Raw genomic sequence first — 18488 nt, 5'->3', positions numbered from 1 at the left:
GTCAAAAGTGCATGCCTTCTTTTTTTTCGAGAAAGGCTTGTCCATCCGGAAACTTACTGGAGGCTGCTGCGTCTCTATGTAGGAGGAAAAAAGAGGGAGTGGGTTCGGTGTTCAAGGTGAGAAAAACGGTCTCGTGGTTTTTGTCGGGTACATTAGCTGCCGCCACAGTTTTTTCCGCACCCTTATCAGGTGCAGACGCAACGAGTCCTATGACTGTAGCGCAGGCTCAATCGGTTGTGGCTGTGCCGATGCATGTGACGAAAGGTGTCCAAAAGCTAGTCAAGCTTTTACCGGAGCTGTCTTCGCGCTATGTCGTTTACGGTGGCGATGTGGATGGACCTGGTGTTAGTGGGGTGGTGGTCACGTTTGCAAAGTCTGCTGCTGAGGCAGATTCGTCCATGGATGATGCGATTTTTGACGGACAGACTGGGGAGTTGCTCAGACTGAATCTTGCCCCGAAAGTAGCAACAAAGCCTGTTTACCCGAATGAGCAGCAAGCCAAAACACGTGCGCTGGCTTTTGTCGCTGGTTTGCAGGGAACGGGTAACACCTATCAAGCGAGAGAGGTTTATAAAAATAAGGACCTATTGACGGTTCGACTGGTGCGAGTACTGAATAATGTGGTGCTCGATGACGACTACGATTGTCTCGTTAGTTTTGATGCATCGGGAAGAATCGTTTGGTTTTCCACGTTTGATGGCAGGTTATATGAAAAAGTAAGTCCTTCCTCACTCCCGTCTCCACAGCGCGTCATCTCTGCTGATCAAGCCGTAAAAAAGTGGCAAGAGAGCCGTCCTTTGGAGCTCGTTTATTTATTGCCCATTCATAATCAAAGCGATCAGGTAGAAGCAAAGCTCGCTTATGTCCTGAAAAATGGAATCATAACTCAACAACATACAGGTAGTGCAGTGGATGCCTTCAGTGGCAAACGATTAGTAACAACAAACACGGGAACGACAGCCAAACCGACCCAAACCATCAACGTGACTGGAACAGGAGAGAAGTGGGTAGCGCAAACAGGGACGCAAGCACGTGACTTGTTGCGCATGCTGTTTAGAGTGGAAACAGAAAGGCTGCCGCTGTCCATCTATGAGGCGAGTTACGATGATGGTCCAGTCCTTCGTTATTTCATTTGGGGCCATTTTGGTGAAGGCGTTCCCGATGCTGACAAGATATCTCGAATGAGTACGTTTCCTGAGGGAAGCCGTAACGGCGAACAGCATCATCTCCTCGTGACAGATGCAAAGACTGGTGAACTGCTAGAGTTCTCCACTAAGGTGAACAATCCGCAATGGTCTAACGTGAAAACAGATAAGAAGCGAGATCGAACGGAAGCGGAAAAGCTGTTAAAAAGACTGACTCCGTCTGGAAGCAATCAGATACAAATAATAGAGGATGGTAATGAAAGATATACTTCGATCACTGCTGATCCCTTTGTGAGCGGCATTCCGGTCTATGGGATTAATCAGAGTGTGGAAGAGGGGATGTATACGATTCGTATCGATTCATGGACGGGTACTTGGGAGCAGGTGAGCATAAACAAACCAGCGAGTGTCATATACCCAGCCCGTTCCCAAGCGCTCAAAGAACAAGTGGCCATGACACGTTTGCTACAAACCTATCCACTTGAGCTGACCTACATCCACAAGCTGGATTACGAGAAAGACACGATTACCTGGAAGCTTGGCTATGACCTTTCGTTTCGCCAAACTCGCTCGCACTGCTTCTGCGGAGGAGAATTTAAAGTGGATGATACGTTTTATGTGGATGCGATAACCGGAAAAGTAATCGTAAACGAATAGGATTCTGCATGAGAAAAAGCCGCCTTCTCCGATTTCGAAGAGGTGCGGCTTTTTGTATAGGATTTTAGGCAGTTGCTTCGAATCCTGTGATTTGATTGAGACCGACTTTATTATCATCCTGGAGTACGAATTCGACTACTCCGTTTTTCATGCTGACAGCCTTAACCACTCCGGTAAGAGGGGTATTAGTATTGGTGCCGTCTGGATTCGTTTGGGACTGGTTGTACGTGATGTTGTAGCCGATCATTTGCGCGTAGGCAAGGGAGTTGCCCATTGTTCTGTTTTCAGGTTTCACTGTCATGCCTACGATTTCTTCGGCTTTTACGGTTGATCCATTATCCAGTTGGAACTGTGCGGTACCGTTTTTGGTGGTAAAGCCAGTGATGACGCCATTCAAGATTTCATCAACCTTGGAAATGTCATTTGTGGTAGCTGGATTGCCATCCCGGTCGACTTCCTTGGTTACTTTATAGGAAATCTCTCGACCGATCATTTCCATGTACTTCACGCTGTTATCGAGCGTATTACCAGCCAGACCTTGCGATTCCAGTCCGGAGACGTCTGCCAGCGGAATCGGTGTCGATTCGCCTGCGATACGGAAGTAGATTTTGCCTTGATCCATGTAGACGGCATCAAGTACGCCTTCTTTCTTCTCCGTCGAAGTTTCTCCCGTCATCTCGTCTTTTGTGGTAATAGAATACGAAGCTGTACGACCTACCAGCTTTTCATACTTTTCCAAAGTGACCATGCTGTTGTTCGATTGCTCCATCAGCGTGGTCATTTTTGTGATTTTTTCTACCATGGTCAGCATACTTGTTTGCTGGATGAACTGAGAGTTGTCCATTGGGGACATAGGGTCTTGATGCTTTAACTGCTCCAGCATGAGCTTCATAAAGGCATTTTGGTCGAGCTCGGTGGTGAATTCTTTTTTGCCTTTATAGCTCATATGCGGCTGTATATAAGGGTTATTTTTAACGGTTGTTCCGGTATCTGACATGTCAATCCTCCCTGAAGGTGGCGAGTCTATCTGCGCATGTTTGTACTTCCTTCATCTATATCGGAAAAATTGGTGGAAAGATGAAGACAAACGTTTGTTCGAATTTTGGGCTTAAACTAGCCGGAATTGTGTTATAATGGAAGTAGAAACAGTCATGCTATGAGGAGATGAACGAGGGAATGGAGCGTTTTGAATTGGTATCGGAGTTTCAACCGTCCGGTGACCAGCCGACCGCCATTGCCGAGCTGGTGGCAGGGTTACAGGCTGGCAAGCGACACCAGACATTACTTGGTGCGACGGGAACGGGAAAGACTTATACGGCTGCCCAGGTAATTGCTCAGGTGAACAAGCCAACACTCGTGATGGCACACAACAAAACTCTGGCAGCTCAGCTATGTGCAGAGTTTAAGGAGTTTTTCCCGAACAACGCGGTAGAATACTTCGTCAGCTACTACGATTACTATCAACCCGAAGCATACATTCCCCAATCAGATACGTTTATTGAAAAAGACTCGAGCATTAACGAAGAGATCGACAAGCTGCGTCACTCAGCTACCAGTGCGTTGTTTGAACGCCGAGATGTCATTATTGTTGCCTCCGTCTCCTGCATTTACGGATTGGGTTCGCCTGAGGAGTATCGGGAGTTACTCTTGTCGTTACGCGTCGGCATGGAAACAGGGCGGGACGAGATTTTGCATCGCCTGGTCGACATCCAGTACACACGCAATGACATCAACTTTACACGCGGTACATTCAGGGTGCGAGGCGACGTGGTGGAGATTTTCCCTGCCTCTGAAAGTGAGCAGGCGATTCGCGTCGAGTTTTTTGGTGATGAAATTGAACGGATTACTTCCATTGACATACTGACCGGTGAGATTTTGGGACAGCGTGATCACGTTGCCATTTTCCCTAAATCTCACTACGTGACGCGCGAGGAGAAAATGAAGCTGGCTGTCCAAAGCATCGAGGCCGAGCTGGAAGAAAGACTGAAAGAATTCCGTGATGCGGGCAAGCTCTTGGAAGCACAGCGACTGGAGCAACGTACACGATACGATATCGAGATGATGATGGAGATGGGCTTCTGCTCCGGTATTGAAAACTACTCGCGCCATTTGACAGGACTGCCTGCCGGGCATGCTCCTTATACCTTGCTGGATTACTTCCCAGAAGATTTTATCGTCATGATGGATGAGTCGCATATGAGCTTGCCACAGGTTCGGGGGATGTATAATGGTGACCGCGCTAGGAAGGATGTACTGGTCGATCACGGATTCCGTCTTCCCTCCGCACGTGATAACCGTCCACTCAAGTTCGAGGAGTTTGAAGCAAAGCTGAAACAAGCGATCTACATTTCAGCTACACCTGGTCCTTATGAGCAGGAGCACAGCCCAGAAATGGTGCAACAGGTTATTCGTCCGACAGGCTTGATTGATCCAACGGTAACGGTACGTCCGATCAAGGGACAAATTGACGATTTGATTGGTGAAATTCAAGCCACGATTGCCAAAAATGAGCGGGTTCTCGTCACGACTTTGACCAAAAAAATGTCTGAGGATTTGACGGACTATCTGAAAGAAATCGGGATCAAGGTCCGCTATCTTCACTCGGATATTAAAACGATTGAGCGGATGCAAATTTTACGTTCATTGCGTTTGGGTGAGTTTGATGTGCTAGTCGGGATTAACTTGCTGCGGGAAGGCTTGGACTTGCCGGAAGTGTCACTTGTGGCTATTTTGGATGCAGACAAGGAAGGCTTCCTACGTAATGAGCGCTCACTGATTCAGACGATTGGTAGGGCAGCGCGCAATTCAGAAGGACGCGTTATCATGTACGCGGACAAAATGACAGATTCGATGACCTCTGCCATTCGGGAGACGGAGCGTCGCCGGGCTATCCAGGTCGCTTACAACGAAAAGCACGGCATCACCCCGCAAACCGTGAAGAAGTCCGTCCGCGAAGTGATCGAGGCGACCAAGGTAGCGGAGGAAAAAGCAGATTACTTGCCACATGCAGACTTCAAGAAAATGCCGAAGAAGGATCGCGTGGCTGTCATAGAACGTATGGAAGAAGAAATGAAGGAAGCCGCACGCAACCTCATGTTCGAGCGTGCTGCCGAATTGCGTGATTTGATTCTTGAGCTGAAGGCGGAACTCTAAGGAGAGGTTTTTTTCATGCCATTAGAACATATTGTCGTAAAGGGTGCACGTGCCCACAATCTTAAAAATATTGATGTAGTGATTCCAAGGGACAAATTTGTCGTACTGACGGGTTTGTCTGGCTCGGGTAAGTCCTCACTCGCTTTTGATACCATTTATGCAGAAGGACAACGCCGTTATGTGGAGTCCTTGTCTGCATACGCCCGTCAGTTTCTCGGGCAAATGGACAAGCCGGACGTGGATTCGATTGAGGGACTTTCCCCTGCGATCTCGATTGACCAGAAAACGACGAGCCGCAATCCACGTTCCACGGTAGGTACGGTTACGGAAATCTACGACTATTTGCGCCTGCTGTATGCGCGTGTCGGGAGAGCGGTATGCCCGGAGCATGGTATCGAGATTCAATCCCAGACCATTGAACAAATGGTCGATCGACTGATGGAGTATCCTGAGCGCACGAGAATGCAGATTCTAGCTCCTATGGTGCAAGGACGAAAAGGAGAGCACGTCAAGCTGCTGGAGGACATCCGCAAGCAGGGCTTTGTCCGTGTGCGGGTTAATGGTGAAATTACTGATCTGTCCGAAGACATCAAGCTGGAAAAGAACAAGAAGCATAACATTGAAGTTGTCGTTGACCGAATCGTTGTGAAGCCGGATGCGCAAGCACGGCTGGCAGACTCGTTGGAGACAGCACTTCGTTTGGCGGATGGCAAGGTCATCGTCGATGTGATGGAGCAAGAAGAGCTGCTGTTCAGTGAAAAGCATGCTTGCCCGGTATGCGGCTTCTCCATTGGAGATCTGGAGCCGCGGATTTTCTCCTTTAACAGTCCGTTTGGTGCTTGCTCCGAGTGTGACGGATTGGGTGTGAAGCTAGAGGTGGACCCGGATATGGTCGTTCCCGATGCGACGAAGACACTCGATGACGGGGCGATTGGCGCATGGGAGCCGAAGACTTCTACTTACTATCAACAACTGTTGGAATCAGCTTGCCGCCATTTTAACATTCGGATGGATGTGCCTTATGAGGAGCTTACAGCAGGACATCGACAAATCTTGATGTACGGCAGTGAAGGCGAAAAAATTCATTTCCGCTATGAGAACGAGTTCGGGCAGGTGCGCGAGGCAGTCGTACCGTTCGAAGGTGTCGTAATCAACCTGCAACGACGTCATCTGGAGACGAGCTCGGATTACATCCGCGAGCAGATTGAAGGCTTCATGAGCCAAAAGCCGTGTCCAGTATGTAAAGGTCAGCGATTGCGTCAGGAGAGCCTTGCGGTAAAGGTCGGGGAGCGCAGCATTTCCGAGCTGACTGTTTTGTCGATTCTCGATGCGCATCAGTTTGTTGATGGTCTAGAGCTGACAGAGCGGGAAACGAAGATTGCGAATCTGATCGTGAAAGAAATCAAGGCGCGACTGAACTTCTTGATTGATGTTGGACTGGATTACTTGACGCTGAGCCGTGCAGCGGGAACACTGTCCGGGGGAGAAGCGCAGCGGATTCGACTGGCTACGCAGATCGGTTCTAGCCTGATGGGCGTTCTCTACATTTTGGATGAGCCGAGTATCGGACTGCATCAGCGGGATAACGCGCGTCTGATCAAGACGTTGGAGCATATGACCAAGCTGGGGAATACGTTGATCGTCGTCGAGCATGACGAGGATACGATGATGGCCTGCGATTACATTATCGATATTGGACCGGGCGCCGGCATTCATGGCGGTCAAATCGTAGCGGCAGGAACTACTGAGGAAGTCATGAAGGACCCTAACTCCTTGACTGGTGCTTATTTGAGCGGGCGCAAATTCATCCCTGTTCCGATGGAGCGTCGCAAGCCTTCGGACAAATGGATCAAGATTGAGGGCGCGAAGGAAAACAATCTGAAAAACGTCACTGCGAAGCTTCCTCTAGGCGTTTTTGTTGCCGTAACTGGTGTATCTGGTTCAGGAAAAAGTACGCTGATCAATGAAATTTTGCAAAAGACACTGGCTCGCGATTTGAACAAAGCAAAGGTGAAACCAGGTGAGCATCGTCGCATTCTGGGACTGGAGCATCTGGATAAAGTGATCGACATCGATCAATCCCCAATTGGACGCACACCACGTTCCAATCCCGCAACGTATACAGGTGTCTTTGACGATATTCGCGACCTGTTTGCTTCTACCAACGAAGCCAAAGTGCGCGGCTATAAAAAAGGTCGCTTCAGCTTTAACGTCAAGGGCGGCCGTTGCGAAGCGTGCAGCGGTGACGGGATCATTAAAATCGAGATGCACTTTTTGCCGGATGTGTATGTGCCTTGCGAAGTATGCCATGGCAAGCGCTACAATCGCGAGACGCTCGATGTAAAATACAAAGGCAAGAACATTGCAGATGTGCTAGAAATGACCATTGAGGATGGCGTAGAGTTTTTCCGCAACCTGCCAAAGATTGAGCGCAAACTACAGACGATTGTAGACGTAGGGCTAGGATACGTAAAGCTTGGGCAGCCTGCTACGACGCTTTCGGGCGGGGAAGCGCAACGTGTCAAGCTCGCATCTGAGCTGTATCGACGCAGCACAGGGCGTACGCTTTACATTCTGGATGAACCGACAACTGGTCTGCATACGGATGACATTGATCGTTTGTTGAAGGTACTGCAACGATTGGTGGAAAACGGGGAGACGGTGCTAGTCATCGAGCACAATCTCGATGTGATCAAGACGGTGGACTACATCGTAGATTTAGGTCCAGAGGGCGGCACCCGCGGTGGAGAGATTATCGGAACGGGTACACCGGAAGAAGTGGCACAATTGGAAGGCTCGTACACGGGTATCTATTTGAAGCCGATTTTGGAACGCGATAAAGAACGGACGAATGCCAAGCTAGAGCAATTCGTTTCGAAGTAATCGATAGACAGCCTCCCTGATTCAGGGGGGCGTCTTTGCTAGGTGGACGCATAGGGGAGGAAGAGATGGATTACGTACAAGCAGCTCTCGCAGCACTACCTGCCGTTCTGGTGGCAGAAGCACAGAAGCTCTTTGATGGACAAGATCCTGCACACGATTGGCAGCATAATTTGCGTGTGATGGCGATGTGTGAGCGGATTGGTCGCGAGGAAGGGGCAAATATGGAAGTGCTGCGCCTCGCTGCATTGCTGCATGATATCGGGAGAGCAGAAGAACGGCAAAAAGGTGAGTGCCATGCCGAAATCAGCGCAAGACTAGCAGGGGAATGGCTATCAGAACGCAGTATGACAGAAGCATTCATCTCACGTGTACAGTCTGCGATTCTCGCCCATCGTTTCCGAAAAGAACGACCTCCCCATACCTTGGAAGAAAAGATCTTGTTTGATGCCGACAAGCTGGATTCGATTGGGGCTATTGGAGTGGCTCGGGTTTTTGCTTATACTGGAGTTATTGGGCAACCCATACAATCGGATGATCCCAATCAGCATACACCTTATAAGGAATACACGTGGAAGCTGCAGCGCATCAAAGACAAGCTTTTCACCAAAACTGCCCAGAAAATCGCCGAAGACAGGCATCGATTCATGACTAATTTTTTTGAGCAATGGGAATGGGAAGTAACCGGGATCCGTTAATTGTTGCGCGATGGCAAGACTGTATAGGGGGAATGCACCATGAGCCGCTGGATAATCAAAATGCTTTTAAATGGGGCTGCGTTACTTTTGATCAGCAATTGGTTCCATTCCATTTATGTCGCGAATTTCACCGTGGCACTATGGGCTACGTTGATTTTGGGGATGGTAAACACAGTGATTCGGCCAATCCTGCTGTTTTTTACGTTACCCTTGCAAGTATTGACGATCGGTTTGTTCTGGTTTGTCATTAATGCCGTGACGTTTGCGTTGACTGCCTATTTTATTGATGGATTTGAAGTGGGGCCATGGCCTGACAACATTGGCACTGTCATCGTGGCAGCAGCACTGATGAGTATTTTTGGCTACATCATTGAAGTTGTGGTAGGGATGAAAAAAGAAAAGAGATAGTAGGTTTCAAAAAGCCCCGTAATCTCTCAAACGAGTCACGGGGTTTTTGCCTAATAAGGATGCGAGGTCTTATTAGGTTGTCGTAAGCACAGAGGTTTCGATACAATAGAGACACAACCATAGGGACGGAAAATCCCATGTGAGGGGGAAGCTTCATGCGTAAGACGAATGTGAGCCATCTAGTGGACCATTTCAATATGACGATCTTGAGCGGAGAAGAAGGCTTGGGGCGTGAAATTACCGTAACGGATTTGAGTCGTCCCGGCCTGCAGTTAGCCGGTTACTATTCGTATTATGCGGAAGAGCGGATTCAATTGTTCGGCTTGACGGAAACTAACTTTTTTCAGACGCTGACCCCAGAGGAACGGCTGGAACGGATGAACTTCCTCATGCAAGGGCAGGTTCCATGCTTCTGTGTGACCCGTAATCAGATGGTGCCTGAAGAGATGATTGACGTTTCCAATCGGTTGGGGGTACCTGTACTTCAGTCCCCACTGGCGACTACGACGCTAGTCGGGAAAGTGACCAACTTCCTGGAGAATCGACTGGCTCCAACGACGACGATCCATGGGGTACTCACAGATATTTACGGAGTCGGTGTCCTGATTATGGGATCGAGCGGAATCGGGAAGAGTGAAGCCGCACTTGAGCTTGTAAAACGCGGTCATCGACTCGTAGCAGATGACGCAGTGGAGATTAAGCAGACACAAGGTGGGCAATTAAGTGGTAGCGCCCCTGAGCTGATTCAACATCTCTTGGAAATCCGCGGTGTGGGGATTATCAACATTATGACGATGTTTGGTGCAGGTGCCGTGCGCAATGTAAAGAACATCGAGATGGTTGTTCAGCTAGAGCTGTGGGAGCCGCATAAAATGTACGAGCGGTTGGGGCTCGATGAGGAAACCTTGAAGATCATGGATACCGAAATTCCAATCATTACCGTACCTGTTCGACCAGGACGAAATCTGGCAGTTATCATTGAGGTTGCGGCGATGAACTTCCGTCTGAAACGGATGGGTTACAACGCAGCGATGCACTTCACTCGGAAACAGTCGAATGCCATTTTAGAAGATGCCGATTCTGACTTGTAGGAGAAAGAGACGCATATGAGGAAGACAACACGTTATCCCGTAAATGGGGTAAACCCGCTTTGGCACATGTATCGAACGGTAAGCTTCTGGAAAGTCATGAAAAATTTTATCGTCATCCAACTCTCCAGATATACGCCGATCGTCTCGTGGAAGAACTGGATGTACCGCACATTTTTGCGTATGGAAGTAGGGCAGCATAGCGCGGTTGCGTTGATGGTGATGATGGATATCATGTTTCCCGAGAAAATCAAGATCGGTCGTAATTGCGTGATCGGGTACAATACGACCATACTTGCGCATGAATATTTGATAGATGAATACCGTTTGGGAGAAGTAATTATTGAGGATGCTGTCCTGGTGGGAGCCAACACTACCATTTTGCCTGGAGTAACGATTGGTAAAGGGGCCATTGTCGCAGCGGGAACGGTTGTTCATAAAGATGTCCCGCCTGGTGCCTTTGTAGGTGGGAACCCCATGCAGCTCATTCGAACGAAAGCTTCAGAGGAAGAAGTGATGTAGCGTCTCTTCTTATGTGATCAGCCGTCAGGTGTTTATCCTGGCGGTTTTTTGTTTTGCGCTAAATTTTCCGACTATTCTCATCTTGGTTGACCTAAGATACTCGACGTGGTAATCTTCTTCATAACACTTTAGTTTATTACCATATTAGCAGAGTAAAGCGAACGTGATGGAGGGAACAATAATGGCAAAGCCGTTGGGATTCGAAAAGCCGCTCGGGATGCGGGACATACTGCCGGAATCACTGGCGAAACAACGGCACTTGGAGCGGGAGCTGCGGCAGTGTATCGAGAGATGGGGCTATGACGAAATATCCACACCCTCTCTGGAATACTTCGATACGGTAGGAGCAGCAAGCGCGACACTGACGGACCGGATGTTTCGCCTCCTGGATAAACAAGGCCACACCGTAGTCCTGCGACCAGATATGACGACGCCAATTGCAAGGGTTGTTTCCTCCCTATATAAAGATGTTCCATTGCCAATTCGGTTGTATTATCAGGCAAATGTGTTTCGGGCACAAGAAAAGGAAGCGGGACGGAATGCGGAGTTTTCACAAACCGGGATCGAGTTGATCGGAGATGCGTCTGTTGATGCGGATGCGGAAGCAATTGCGCTTGCTGTGTTTTGTTTGCGGGCAGCGGGTGTGGAGACGTTTCGCATTGCCATTGGGCATGTCGATTTTGTAGACGGTCTTCTAGAGGAAGAGATTGAGGATGAGCATGTTCGCAATCAATTCCGCCAGTTTTTATACGAGCGGGACTTCGTTGGCTTCCGGCAGTTACTCGCGGCAGTAGACATCCGTACGGAGGGAAAAAGCCGATTGGAATCCTTGTTGCGCCTGCAAGGGGGGGAAGGGAAGATTGAGGTCGCCCGTGAACTGGCAGGCAACGGAAAGGCACGGAGGGCAGTCGAGACGATTGCTTCCTTGTGGGAATCGTTAGAAGCCTATGGGGTGACGGAAGATTTGTTGATCGATTTCAATCTGATCATCAATTTGAACTACTATACAGGCATCGTTTTCGAAGGGTACGCGGCAGACTTGGGCTCCCCGCTATTGGGCGGAGGGCGCTACGATCAATTGCTCTCACAATTTGGGCGTGCAGCATCCGCCACAGGCTTTGCGATCAAGATGGATCGGCTGCTTCAGGTCACTCCTTTCGTAAAAAGGCAAGCACCTGCGCGAGTTTTGCTTGTTTACACGGAGGATTGTCGTAGCGCCGCTTTGGCAGAGGCACAGCAATTGCGTGAGGACGGGCTCGTGGTGGTGACACGTCTCGTCTCCAAGAACGATGAGACACAGGTTGGAGAAGAAGCGGGATATACCAAGGTCATTTGCATGACACAACAGGAGGAGTAGGAGATGGCATTCATTAAAAACGACCAAAAGCTGACGATCGCCATGCCAAAAGGGCGGATTTTTGAAGAGGCCATCCACTTCCTCCAGCAGGCTGGATTGCAGGTCACTGCGGAGCTGCAAGATTCTCGTAAACTGATCATCCCTGTGGAAAATGCCAAGCTAGAGTTCATTATGGCGAAGCCTACCGATGTTCCTACTTATGTAGAGTATGGGGTTGCTGACGTTGGAGTGGTCGGTAAGGATGTTTTATTGGAAGAAGAACGAGATGTTTACGAGCTGTTGGATTTGCATATCGGGTATTGTCGCATGATGGTAGCGGGTCTTCCAGATTGGAAACCGACGGAAGCGCTACGTGTTGCGACAAAATATCCGAAGATTGCGTCACGTTATTTCCGTGAGCAGGGACAGCAGGTTGAGGTTATCAAGCTGAATGGTTCCGTAGAGCTAGCCCCGATGATTGGACTGGCTGATCGTATTGTGGATATTGTCTCGACAGGTAGGACATTACGGGAAAATGGCCTGGTCGAACTGGAGAGCATTTGTGAAATTACGACGAGGCTTATTGCCAATCGAGCCAGCTATCGGATGAAAAGTGAAGCGGTGGACGAGATTGCCGGAAAATTTTTAGAGGTCATTCCTCGCGGGAACTAGAGAAAAAGGGGAGACAGCCATGCGTATCATGTCAGCCAGCCAATTTGACGGGAAACGATCGGTAGACGCAGGGACGAGAGAACAGCAAGAAGTGGTGAAGGCTATTCTCACATCGGTTCGCCAGCAAGGGGACGAGGCATTGCGCTATTATACAGAACGGTTTGATCGTGTGCATCTGCAAAGCTTCCGGGTGAGCGAAGCCGAATTTGCTGAATCAAGTGAGCTCGTTTCCCCACAAGTCAAAGCGGTATTGGAGGAAGCGAGCGAAAATATTCGGGATTTTCACGAGCGGCAGGTGCGCCAGTCCTGGTTTACCACCAAAGAGAGTGGCACATTGCTGGGTCAACTGATACGCCCGTTACAGCGTGTTGGATTGTATGTACCGGGCGGAACGGCAGCTTATCCTTCCAGCGTATTGATGAATGCCATTCCTGCCAAAATCGCAGGTGTTCCACAAGTCGTCATTACGACACCTCCAGGAGCGGATGGGAAAATCAACCCTGCGATTCTCGTTGCGGCCCAAATTGCAGGTGTGACTGAAATTTACAAGGTAGGTGGGGCACAGGCGATTGCGGCTCTGACCTATGGAACGGAGCAAATCAAAGTGGTCGATAAAATTGTTGGGCCCGGTAATATTTTCGTGGCGTTGGCGAAGAGAGAGGTTTTCGGACTGGTCAGTATTGATATGGTGGCAGGGCCGAGTGAAATTGCTGTGATCGCAGATGAAACGGCCAACCCGTGTTACGTTGCGGCAGACCTGCTGTCTCAAGCCGAGCATGATCCGATGTCAGCCGCGATATTGGTTACGACATCGCAAGCGTTAGCCGAGCAGGTGTCACAGGAAGTTGAGCGACAGCTTGCCGATCTCCCACGCCAATCTATTGCAGAAGCGGCGATACGCGACTACGGTGCTATTTTGCTCGTCGACGATTTGGACGAAGGGTTTGCCGTCATCAACCGGATCGCACCCGAGCATTTGGAAATCATGACTGCGGAGCCGTTTGAGCATCTCGGAAAAGTGGAGAATGCAGGTGCGATTTTCCTCGGCCCATACAGCTCAGAGCCAGTCGGTGATTATTTTGCCGGTACCAATCATGTGATTCCTACGAATGGAACGGCGCGTTTTTCCTCGCCATTATCTGTAGATGATTTTATCAAGAAGTCGAGTGTTGTTTCGTACAGCAAGCGAGATTTGCGAGACAATGGACATAAAATTGTAGCACTGGCCGAGCAGGAAGGACTGTCTGGGCACGGTCGAGCTATCCTTGCGCGATTACGAGATTTTGAGAGCGAAGAGCAGGAGAGTGAAAAGAGATGAGTGAAGGGAAACAACGTACAGCACAGATCGAACGCAACACGAATGAGACGCAGATCACGCTTTCCTTTGGAGTAGACGGCGCGGGTGAGAGCAAGCAAAATTCGGGTGTTCCCTTTTTGGATCATATGCTAGACCTGTTTACCCGACACGGACATTTTGACCTGTCCGTCAAGGCCAAGGGAGATATCGAAATCGACTACCACCACACCGTGGAGGATATCGGGATTTGTCTTGGGCATGCTCTGCGGGAAGCGTTGGGAGATAAGAGGGGCATCAAGCGTTATGGTAATGCTTTTGTCCCGATGGATGACGCGCTCGCTCAGGTCGTCATTGACATCAGTAACCGTCCTCATCTGGAATATCGCGCTACTTATCCTACGAATATGGTTGGTCAGTTTCCCACTGAGCTGGTACACGAATTTTTGTGGAAGCTCGCACTCGAGGCCCGGATCAATCTGCATGTGATCCTGCACTACGGTCACAATACGCACCACATGATCGAGGCGATTTTCAAAGCGCTGGGCCGTGCACTGGATGAAGCGACGACGATCGATCCGCGTGTAAAAGGGGTCCCGTCAACAAAAGGAGTTTTGTAACATGATCGGCATCATCGATTACGGCATGGGGAACTTGTACAGCTTGAGCAAGGCGTTGGAAAGGCTAGGCTATTCTTACGAGTTCGTATCTCAGGCAGAGCGTCTGCAAGATTACAGCGGGTTGATTTTGCCGGGAGTCGGGGCGTTTGGGGATGCTATCACCAATATACGAGAGCTTGGACTAGAGCAAGCGATCAAGGGATACGCAGCATCTGGTCGTCCGATCTTGGGCATTTGTCTCGGAATGCAGCTTTTATTTGAGAAAAGTGCGGAGCATGGTGAGCATACGGGCTTGGGACTGATCGGTGGTGAGGTGGTTCGTTTTTGCGGGGATTACAAAGTACCGCACATGGGCTGGAACCAACTGATGATCAAGCAAAAGCAACCGTTACTAGCCGGTGTGCAGGATGGCGATTACGTCTATTTTGTCCATTCGTATCATGTCTTGTGCCAGTCTGCTGTCTTGCTTGCGACGAGTGACTATCACCAGGAGGTCACGGCCATTGTGAATCGTGACAACGTATACGGTATGCAGTTTCACCCGGAAAAGAGCGGAGAGACAGGAATGCTGCTGCTGCGCAACTTTGCTGTTCAATGCGAGGGGGTTTTGACATGAGCTTTATCATTTATCCGGCGATCGATATTCGCGGGGGCAAGTGTGTTCGACTTTTCCAAGGAGATTACGGGCAAGAGACAGTGTACGCTGATTCGCCGCTCGCGATGGCGAAGCGCTGGGTAGAGCAAGGGGCGTCCTGGGTTCATCTCGTAGATTTGGACGGGGCAAAGGAAGGCAAGCCTGCAAATGTATCGCTCATCAAGGAGATAGCGCGCTCGATCTCTGTACCCGTGCAGGTTGGAGGCGGCATTCGAACAGAAGAGCAGATCGCGGACTATTTGGAAGCGGGTGTTGCGCGAGTGATCGTCGGGACTGCTGCAATCGAAGACGAGCCTTTTACGAAGCGAATTCTTCAAAACGATGGGGACAAAATCGCGATTGGTCTGGACTGCCGGAATGGGCTGGTGGCTACCAGAGGTTGGTTGACCACGACAGATGTGCAAGCGACAGAGCTTGCCAAGCGGTTGGTTACGTATGGCGCCGAGACGTTTATTTACACCGATATTGCCCGCGATGGCACGATGACAGGACCCAATGTAGAAGAAATTGCAGCCTTGGCGATAGCTACAGGTAAATCGGTGATTGCCTCGGGAGGCGTCAGCCAACTGGACGACTTGTTGACGCTGGCTGCCCATGCATCAGACGGAGTTTCTGGCGCGATTGTTGGCAAAGCACTCTACACGGACGCTTTTACATTGGAAGAAGCGCTCCAGCGTATGGAGGGGCGTGAATCGCATGCTGGCTAAACGAATCATCCCGTGTCTCGATGTAAAAGACGGACGAGTGGTAAAAGGCGTGCAGTTCGTCGGACTGCGCGATGCAGGAGACCCGGTTGAACTGGCAAAAAAGTATAGCGATGAGAGAGCGGACGAGCTGATCTTTCTCGATATTTCTGCGTCCCACGAAGGGCGCAAGACGATGGTGGATGTCATCGAAAAAACGGCCGCAAATATTACGATTCCTTTCACGGTTGGTGGCGGCATTAACAGCGTCGACGATATGAAAAGGATATTGCGTGCGGGTGCGGACAAAATCTCGCTGAATACAGCAGCTGTGTTACGCCCGGAGTTGATCCGCGAGGGTGGGAAGGTCTTCGGCTCACAATGTATCGTCGTGGCGATCGACGCGAGAAGTGTCGGGGAAGATCGCTGGGAAGTGTATACTCACGGTGGACGGAATGCGACGGGGCGGGACGTCATCCGTTGGGCGCAGGAGGCAGAAGCGCTCGGAGCTGGCGAAATCCTTTTGACCAGCATGGACGACGATGGAGAAAAGAAAGGCTTTGGACTCGAATTGACCAAGCGGGTATCAGAAGCGGTCGGGATTCCGGTCATTGCTTCTGGTGGAGCGGGCTCAAGGGAGCATTTTTACGATGTGCTGACGCAAGGAAAGGCAGATGCCGCGCTGGCTGCTTCCATTTTTCACTATGACGAGACGTCGATTCACTCGGTCAAAGAGTACTTGCAAACCAAAGGAGTTGTCGTACGACCATGACAGGAGCAGAAGAGTTTGCGGTAGAAAAATTGCGTTTTGACGAAAAGGGCTTAATCCCTGTCATCGTACAGGATGCCGGCAGCAAGACAGTTCTGACGCTTGCTTATATGAATGAAGAATCGCTACAAAAGTCACTGGCTACCAAAGAAACATGGTTTTGGAGCCGGTCCAGACAACAATTGTGGCACAAGGGTGAGACCTCTGGACATACGCAGCGGATCGTCGCTATGCGTTATGATTGCGACGGAGATGCACTGGTTGTGATGGTCGAGCCGAATGGACCTGCTTGTCATACGGGAGCTTACAGCTGTTTCTCGACAGATGTTCCCGCACATACAGATGATGAGGCGGTACAAGCAGATCGGTTCGCAATCTTGAGTGAGCTGGAAGAATTGATTGCTGCGCGGGAGGCAGAGCGCCCGGAAGGCTCCTACACCACCTACTTGTTCGAAAAAGGCGTAGACAAAATCTTGAAAAAGGTCGGAGAAGAGGCTGCCGAGGTCATTATTGCAGCGAAAAATCGCAGTCGTGAGGAGCTGCGGTATGAGGCATCTGATCTGATCTTTCACTTGATGGTTCTGTTACGGGAGCAAAAGCTGCCGCTGGATGAAGTACTGACGGAGCTTCAGAGGCGTCGTTAATAGATAAAGCAATAACCACCTCTGTTTCCAGAGCGTGGTTTTTTTGTTAGAATAATCGGTATCTTACTTGTGAAAGGTGTGGTGACCATGAACAAATTCAGACTCACTTCAAACCAAAGAGACTCCATTTTCAAACACCAATCGAAGGGTAGGATACCAAATGATCAAAGGGAATTTAGTAGAATTACGACCAGTTATTGCTGAGGATATGGAGAGATTGTTCCAGTGGCGCAACGATGAAGAAGCGGCCAAATGGGCAGCGGGCTCAGGCCTGGTAACATACAGTTATATTTCGCTCGACTCACTGCGGGCAATGTATGAGGAAATCGTTCGTGCTTCACGGCCGGATGACAAATTAAAGGGTTTTGTATTCTCTGTCTATACTTTGGATGGAGAGCATATCGGCAATTGTGATTACCGAGATGTGAATCCCATTACGCGGACAGCCACGATTGGCATTGCGATTATGGCAAAAGAGTATTGGAGCAAAGGCTACGGTACAGATACGTTGCGACTCCTGCTCGACTTTCTCTTTTCCAAGCTGAACTTGAATCGTGTGCAGCTGGATACGTGGAGCGGAAATGCTCGTGCTATCCGCGCCTATGAAAAATCAGGCTTTGTTATAGAAGGACGACTACGCCAAAATGAATATGTAGACGGACAATATTATGACACCATCATGATGGGGCTGCTGCGCGAAGAGTATTACCAGCAAGCAAAGGAATAATAAGTCCCTGTTTCTTTTTCGCTAGCGGCATTTGCATAAGGGGGGAGGATTTGTGCAATAAAAGAGGGCCTTGGCTACTCCTTTTGCTTTTCTTGATCGGCTTGTTTCCCGAGATGGTCAAAGCGGAGGAGAAGATCGTACGGGTTGCCTTTGACAAATCTCTCCCCCTATGTAGTTCAAGCTTGAATATAGTAGAGTATTTGATAGAAAGAGCGAGATGTTTTTCTCGCTCTTTTTCCTTTCGTATCGCGATATTTTAGCTGTTTCTCGTTTACCGATAAAAAAAACTTTCAAAATCACTCTTGATTTAGAATTTTATATGTGATAGATTATTCCTTGTCGCCAAGAACGACGACAAAATACGAGAAAAGAAAACGAGATTCGATAAAAAACTTCTTGACTCGCAAACAACGAACGTGATAAGATGTAAAACGTTCGACAAAAAATGCTCTTTGAAAACTGAACAGCGAAAGCGTTAATGAGTCTATCATTAAATGATTTGCCAGCTTTGAACCAGTAACAAACTTTATTGGAGAG

Annotated in this window: 18 protein-coding genes; 16 read left to right on the top strand and 2 right to left on the bottom strand. The window is 49.4% G+C overall.

Going from position 1 to position 18488, the window contains the following annotated elements:
* Window positions 1-107: 107 nt before the first annotated feature.
* Window positions 108-1802 (top strand): hypothetical protein, encoded by a 1695-nt coding sequence (locus ACFYU8_RS15815; protein ID WP_390300586.1) that lies wholly within the window; start codon window positions 108-110, stop codon window positions 1800-1802.
* 64 nt (window positions 1803-1866) lie between these two features.
* Here the strand turns inward: ACFYU8_RS15815 and ACFYU8_RS15810 are convergent, their stop codons facing one another.
* The gene (locus ACFYU8_RS15810; RefSeq protein ID WP_390300585.1) at window positions 1867-2799 is read right to left on the bottom strand and encodes a flagellar hook assembly protein FlgD; all 933 of its coding nucleotides are present in this window, start codon (window positions 2797-2799) and stop codon (window positions 1867-1869) included.
* 179 nt (window positions 2800-2978) lie between these two features.
* Here ACFYU8_RS15810 and uvrB point away from each other — a divergent pair, with 179 nt between their 5' ends.
* The 15 genes from uvrB to ACFYU8_RS15735 all read left to right on the top strand — a co-directional run bounded on the left by uvrB (window position 2979) and on the right by ACFYU8_RS15735 (window position 17951).
* On the top strand, window positions 2979-4955 hold the full coding sequence (uvrB, locus tag ACFYU8_RS15805) for an excinuclease ABC subunit UvrB (protein ID WP_390300583.1): 1977 nt from the start codon (window positions 2979-2981) through the stop codon (window positions 4953-4955).
* Window positions 4956-4970: 15 nt separating this feature from the next.
* The gene (gene uvrA / locus ACFYU8_RS15800) at window positions 4971-7838 is read left to right on the top strand and encodes an excinuclease ABC subunit UvrA (RefSeq protein WP_390300581.1); all 2868 of its coding nucleotides are present in this window, start codon (window positions 4971-4973) and stop codon (window positions 7836-7838) included.
* Between the two features lie 65 nt (window positions 7839-7903).
* Entirely contained in the window at window positions 7904-8533 is a 630-nt protein-coding gene (locus tag ACFYU8_RS15795) for an HD domain-containing protein (RefSeq protein ID WP_390300579.1), read from the top strand.
* Window positions 8534-8572: 39 nt separating this feature from the next.
* On the top strand, window positions 8573-8941 hold the full coding sequence (locus ACFYU8_RS15790; protein WP_390300577.1) for a phage holin family protein: 369 nt from the start codon (window positions 8573-8575) through the stop codon (window positions 8939-8941).
* 155 nt (window positions 8942-9096) lie between these two features.
* The gene (hprK, locus tag ACFYU8_RS15785; protein ID WP_390300575.1) at window positions 9097-10032 is read left to right on the top strand and encodes an HPr(Ser) kinase/phosphatase; all 936 of its coding nucleotides are present in this window, start codon (window positions 9097-9099) and stop codon (window positions 10030-10032) included.
* Window positions 10033-10047: 15 nt separating this feature from the next.
* Window positions 10048-10551: an acyltransferase gene (locus ACFYU8_RS15780; RefSeq protein WP_106838105.1), complete on the top strand. Its 504-nt coding sequence runs from the start codon at window positions 10048-10050 to the stop codon at window positions 10549-10551.
* 181 nt (window positions 10552-10732) lie between these two features.
* A complete protein-coding gene (locus ACFYU8_RS15775) occupies window positions 10733-11908 on the top strand; it encodes an ATP phosphoribosyltransferase regulatory subunit (protein WP_390300572.1) in 1176 nt (391 codons plus the stop codon).
* A 3-nt stretch (window positions 11909-11911) separates the two neighbouring features.
* Window positions 11912-12559 carry an ATP phosphoribosyltransferase gene (hisG, locus tag ACFYU8_RS15770; protein WP_390300570.1) on the top strand — a complete coding sequence of 216 codons (648 nt, stop codon included), beginning with the start codon at window positions 11912-11914 and terminating at the stop codon, window positions 12557-12559.
* Between the two features lie 19 nt (window positions 12560-12578).
* The gene (gene hisD / locus ACFYU8_RS15765) at window positions 12579-13877 is read left to right on the top strand and encodes a histidinol dehydrogenase (protein ID WP_390300568.1); all 1299 of its coding nucleotides are present in this window, start codon (window positions 12579-12581) and stop codon (window positions 13875-13877) included.
* On the top strand, window positions 13874-14473 hold the full coding sequence (hisB, locus tag ACFYU8_RS15760) for an imidazoleglycerol-phosphate dehydratase HisB (protein ID WP_390300566.1): 600 nt from the start codon (window positions 13874-13876) through the stop codon (window positions 14471-14473). Before hisD ends, hisB begins: the two co-directional genes overlap by 4 nt.
* A 1-nt stretch (window position 14474) precedes the next feature.
* Window positions 14475-15089 carry an imidazole glycerol phosphate synthase subunit HisH gene (hisH, locus tag ACFYU8_RS15755; RefSeq protein ID WP_390300564.1) on the top strand — a complete coding sequence of 205 codons (615 nt, stop codon included), beginning with the start codon at window positions 14475-14477 and terminating at the stop codon, window positions 15087-15089.
* Entirely contained in the window at window positions 15086-15835 is a 750-nt protein-coding gene (gene hisA, locus ACFYU8_RS15750) for a 1-(5-phosphoribosyl)-5-[(5-phosphoribosylamino)methylideneamino]imidazole-4-carboxamide isomerase (RefSeq protein WP_390300562.1), read from the top strand. Before hisH ends, hisA begins: the two co-directional genes overlap by 4 nt.
* Entirely contained in the window at window positions 15825-16583 is a 759-nt protein-coding gene (gene hisF, locus ACFYU8_RS15745) for an imidazole glycerol phosphate synthase subunit HisF (RefSeq protein ID WP_390300560.1), read from the top strand. The genes hisA and hisF overlap by 11 nt, the downstream gene beginning before the upstream one ends.
* Entirely contained in the window at window positions 16580-17224 is a 645-nt protein-coding gene (gene hisIE, locus ACFYU8_RS15740; protein ID WP_390300558.1) for a bifunctional phosphoribosyl-AMP cyclohydrolase/phosphoribosyl-ATP diphosphatase HisIE, read from the top strand. Before hisF ends, hisIE begins: the two co-directional genes overlap by 4 nt.
* 160 nt (window positions 17225-17384) lie before the next feature.
* Window positions 17385-17951 carry a GNAT family N-acetyltransferase gene (locus tag ACFYU8_RS15735; RefSeq protein ID WP_390300556.1) on the top strand — a complete coding sequence of 189 codons (567 nt, stop codon included), beginning with the start codon at window positions 17385-17387 and terminating at the stop codon, window positions 17949-17951.
* Between the two features lie 329 nt (window positions 17952-18280).
* Here ACFYU8_RS15735 and ACFYU8_RS15730 read toward each other — a convergent pair.
* Window positions 18281-18488: hypothetical protein (locus ACFYU8_RS15730; RefSeq protein WP_390300554.1), on the bottom strand; the 208-nt coding region annotated here is incomplete at its 5' end.

The sequence above is a fragment of the Brevibacillus sp. NPDC003359 genome (assembly GCF_042878995.1).
Taxonomy (GTDB): Bacteria; Bacillota; Bacilli; order Brevibacillales; family Brevibacillaceae; genus Brevibacillus.
Note: the sequence above shows the minus strand (reverse complement) of the source record. Positions and strands in the feature narration are given on the sequence as shown.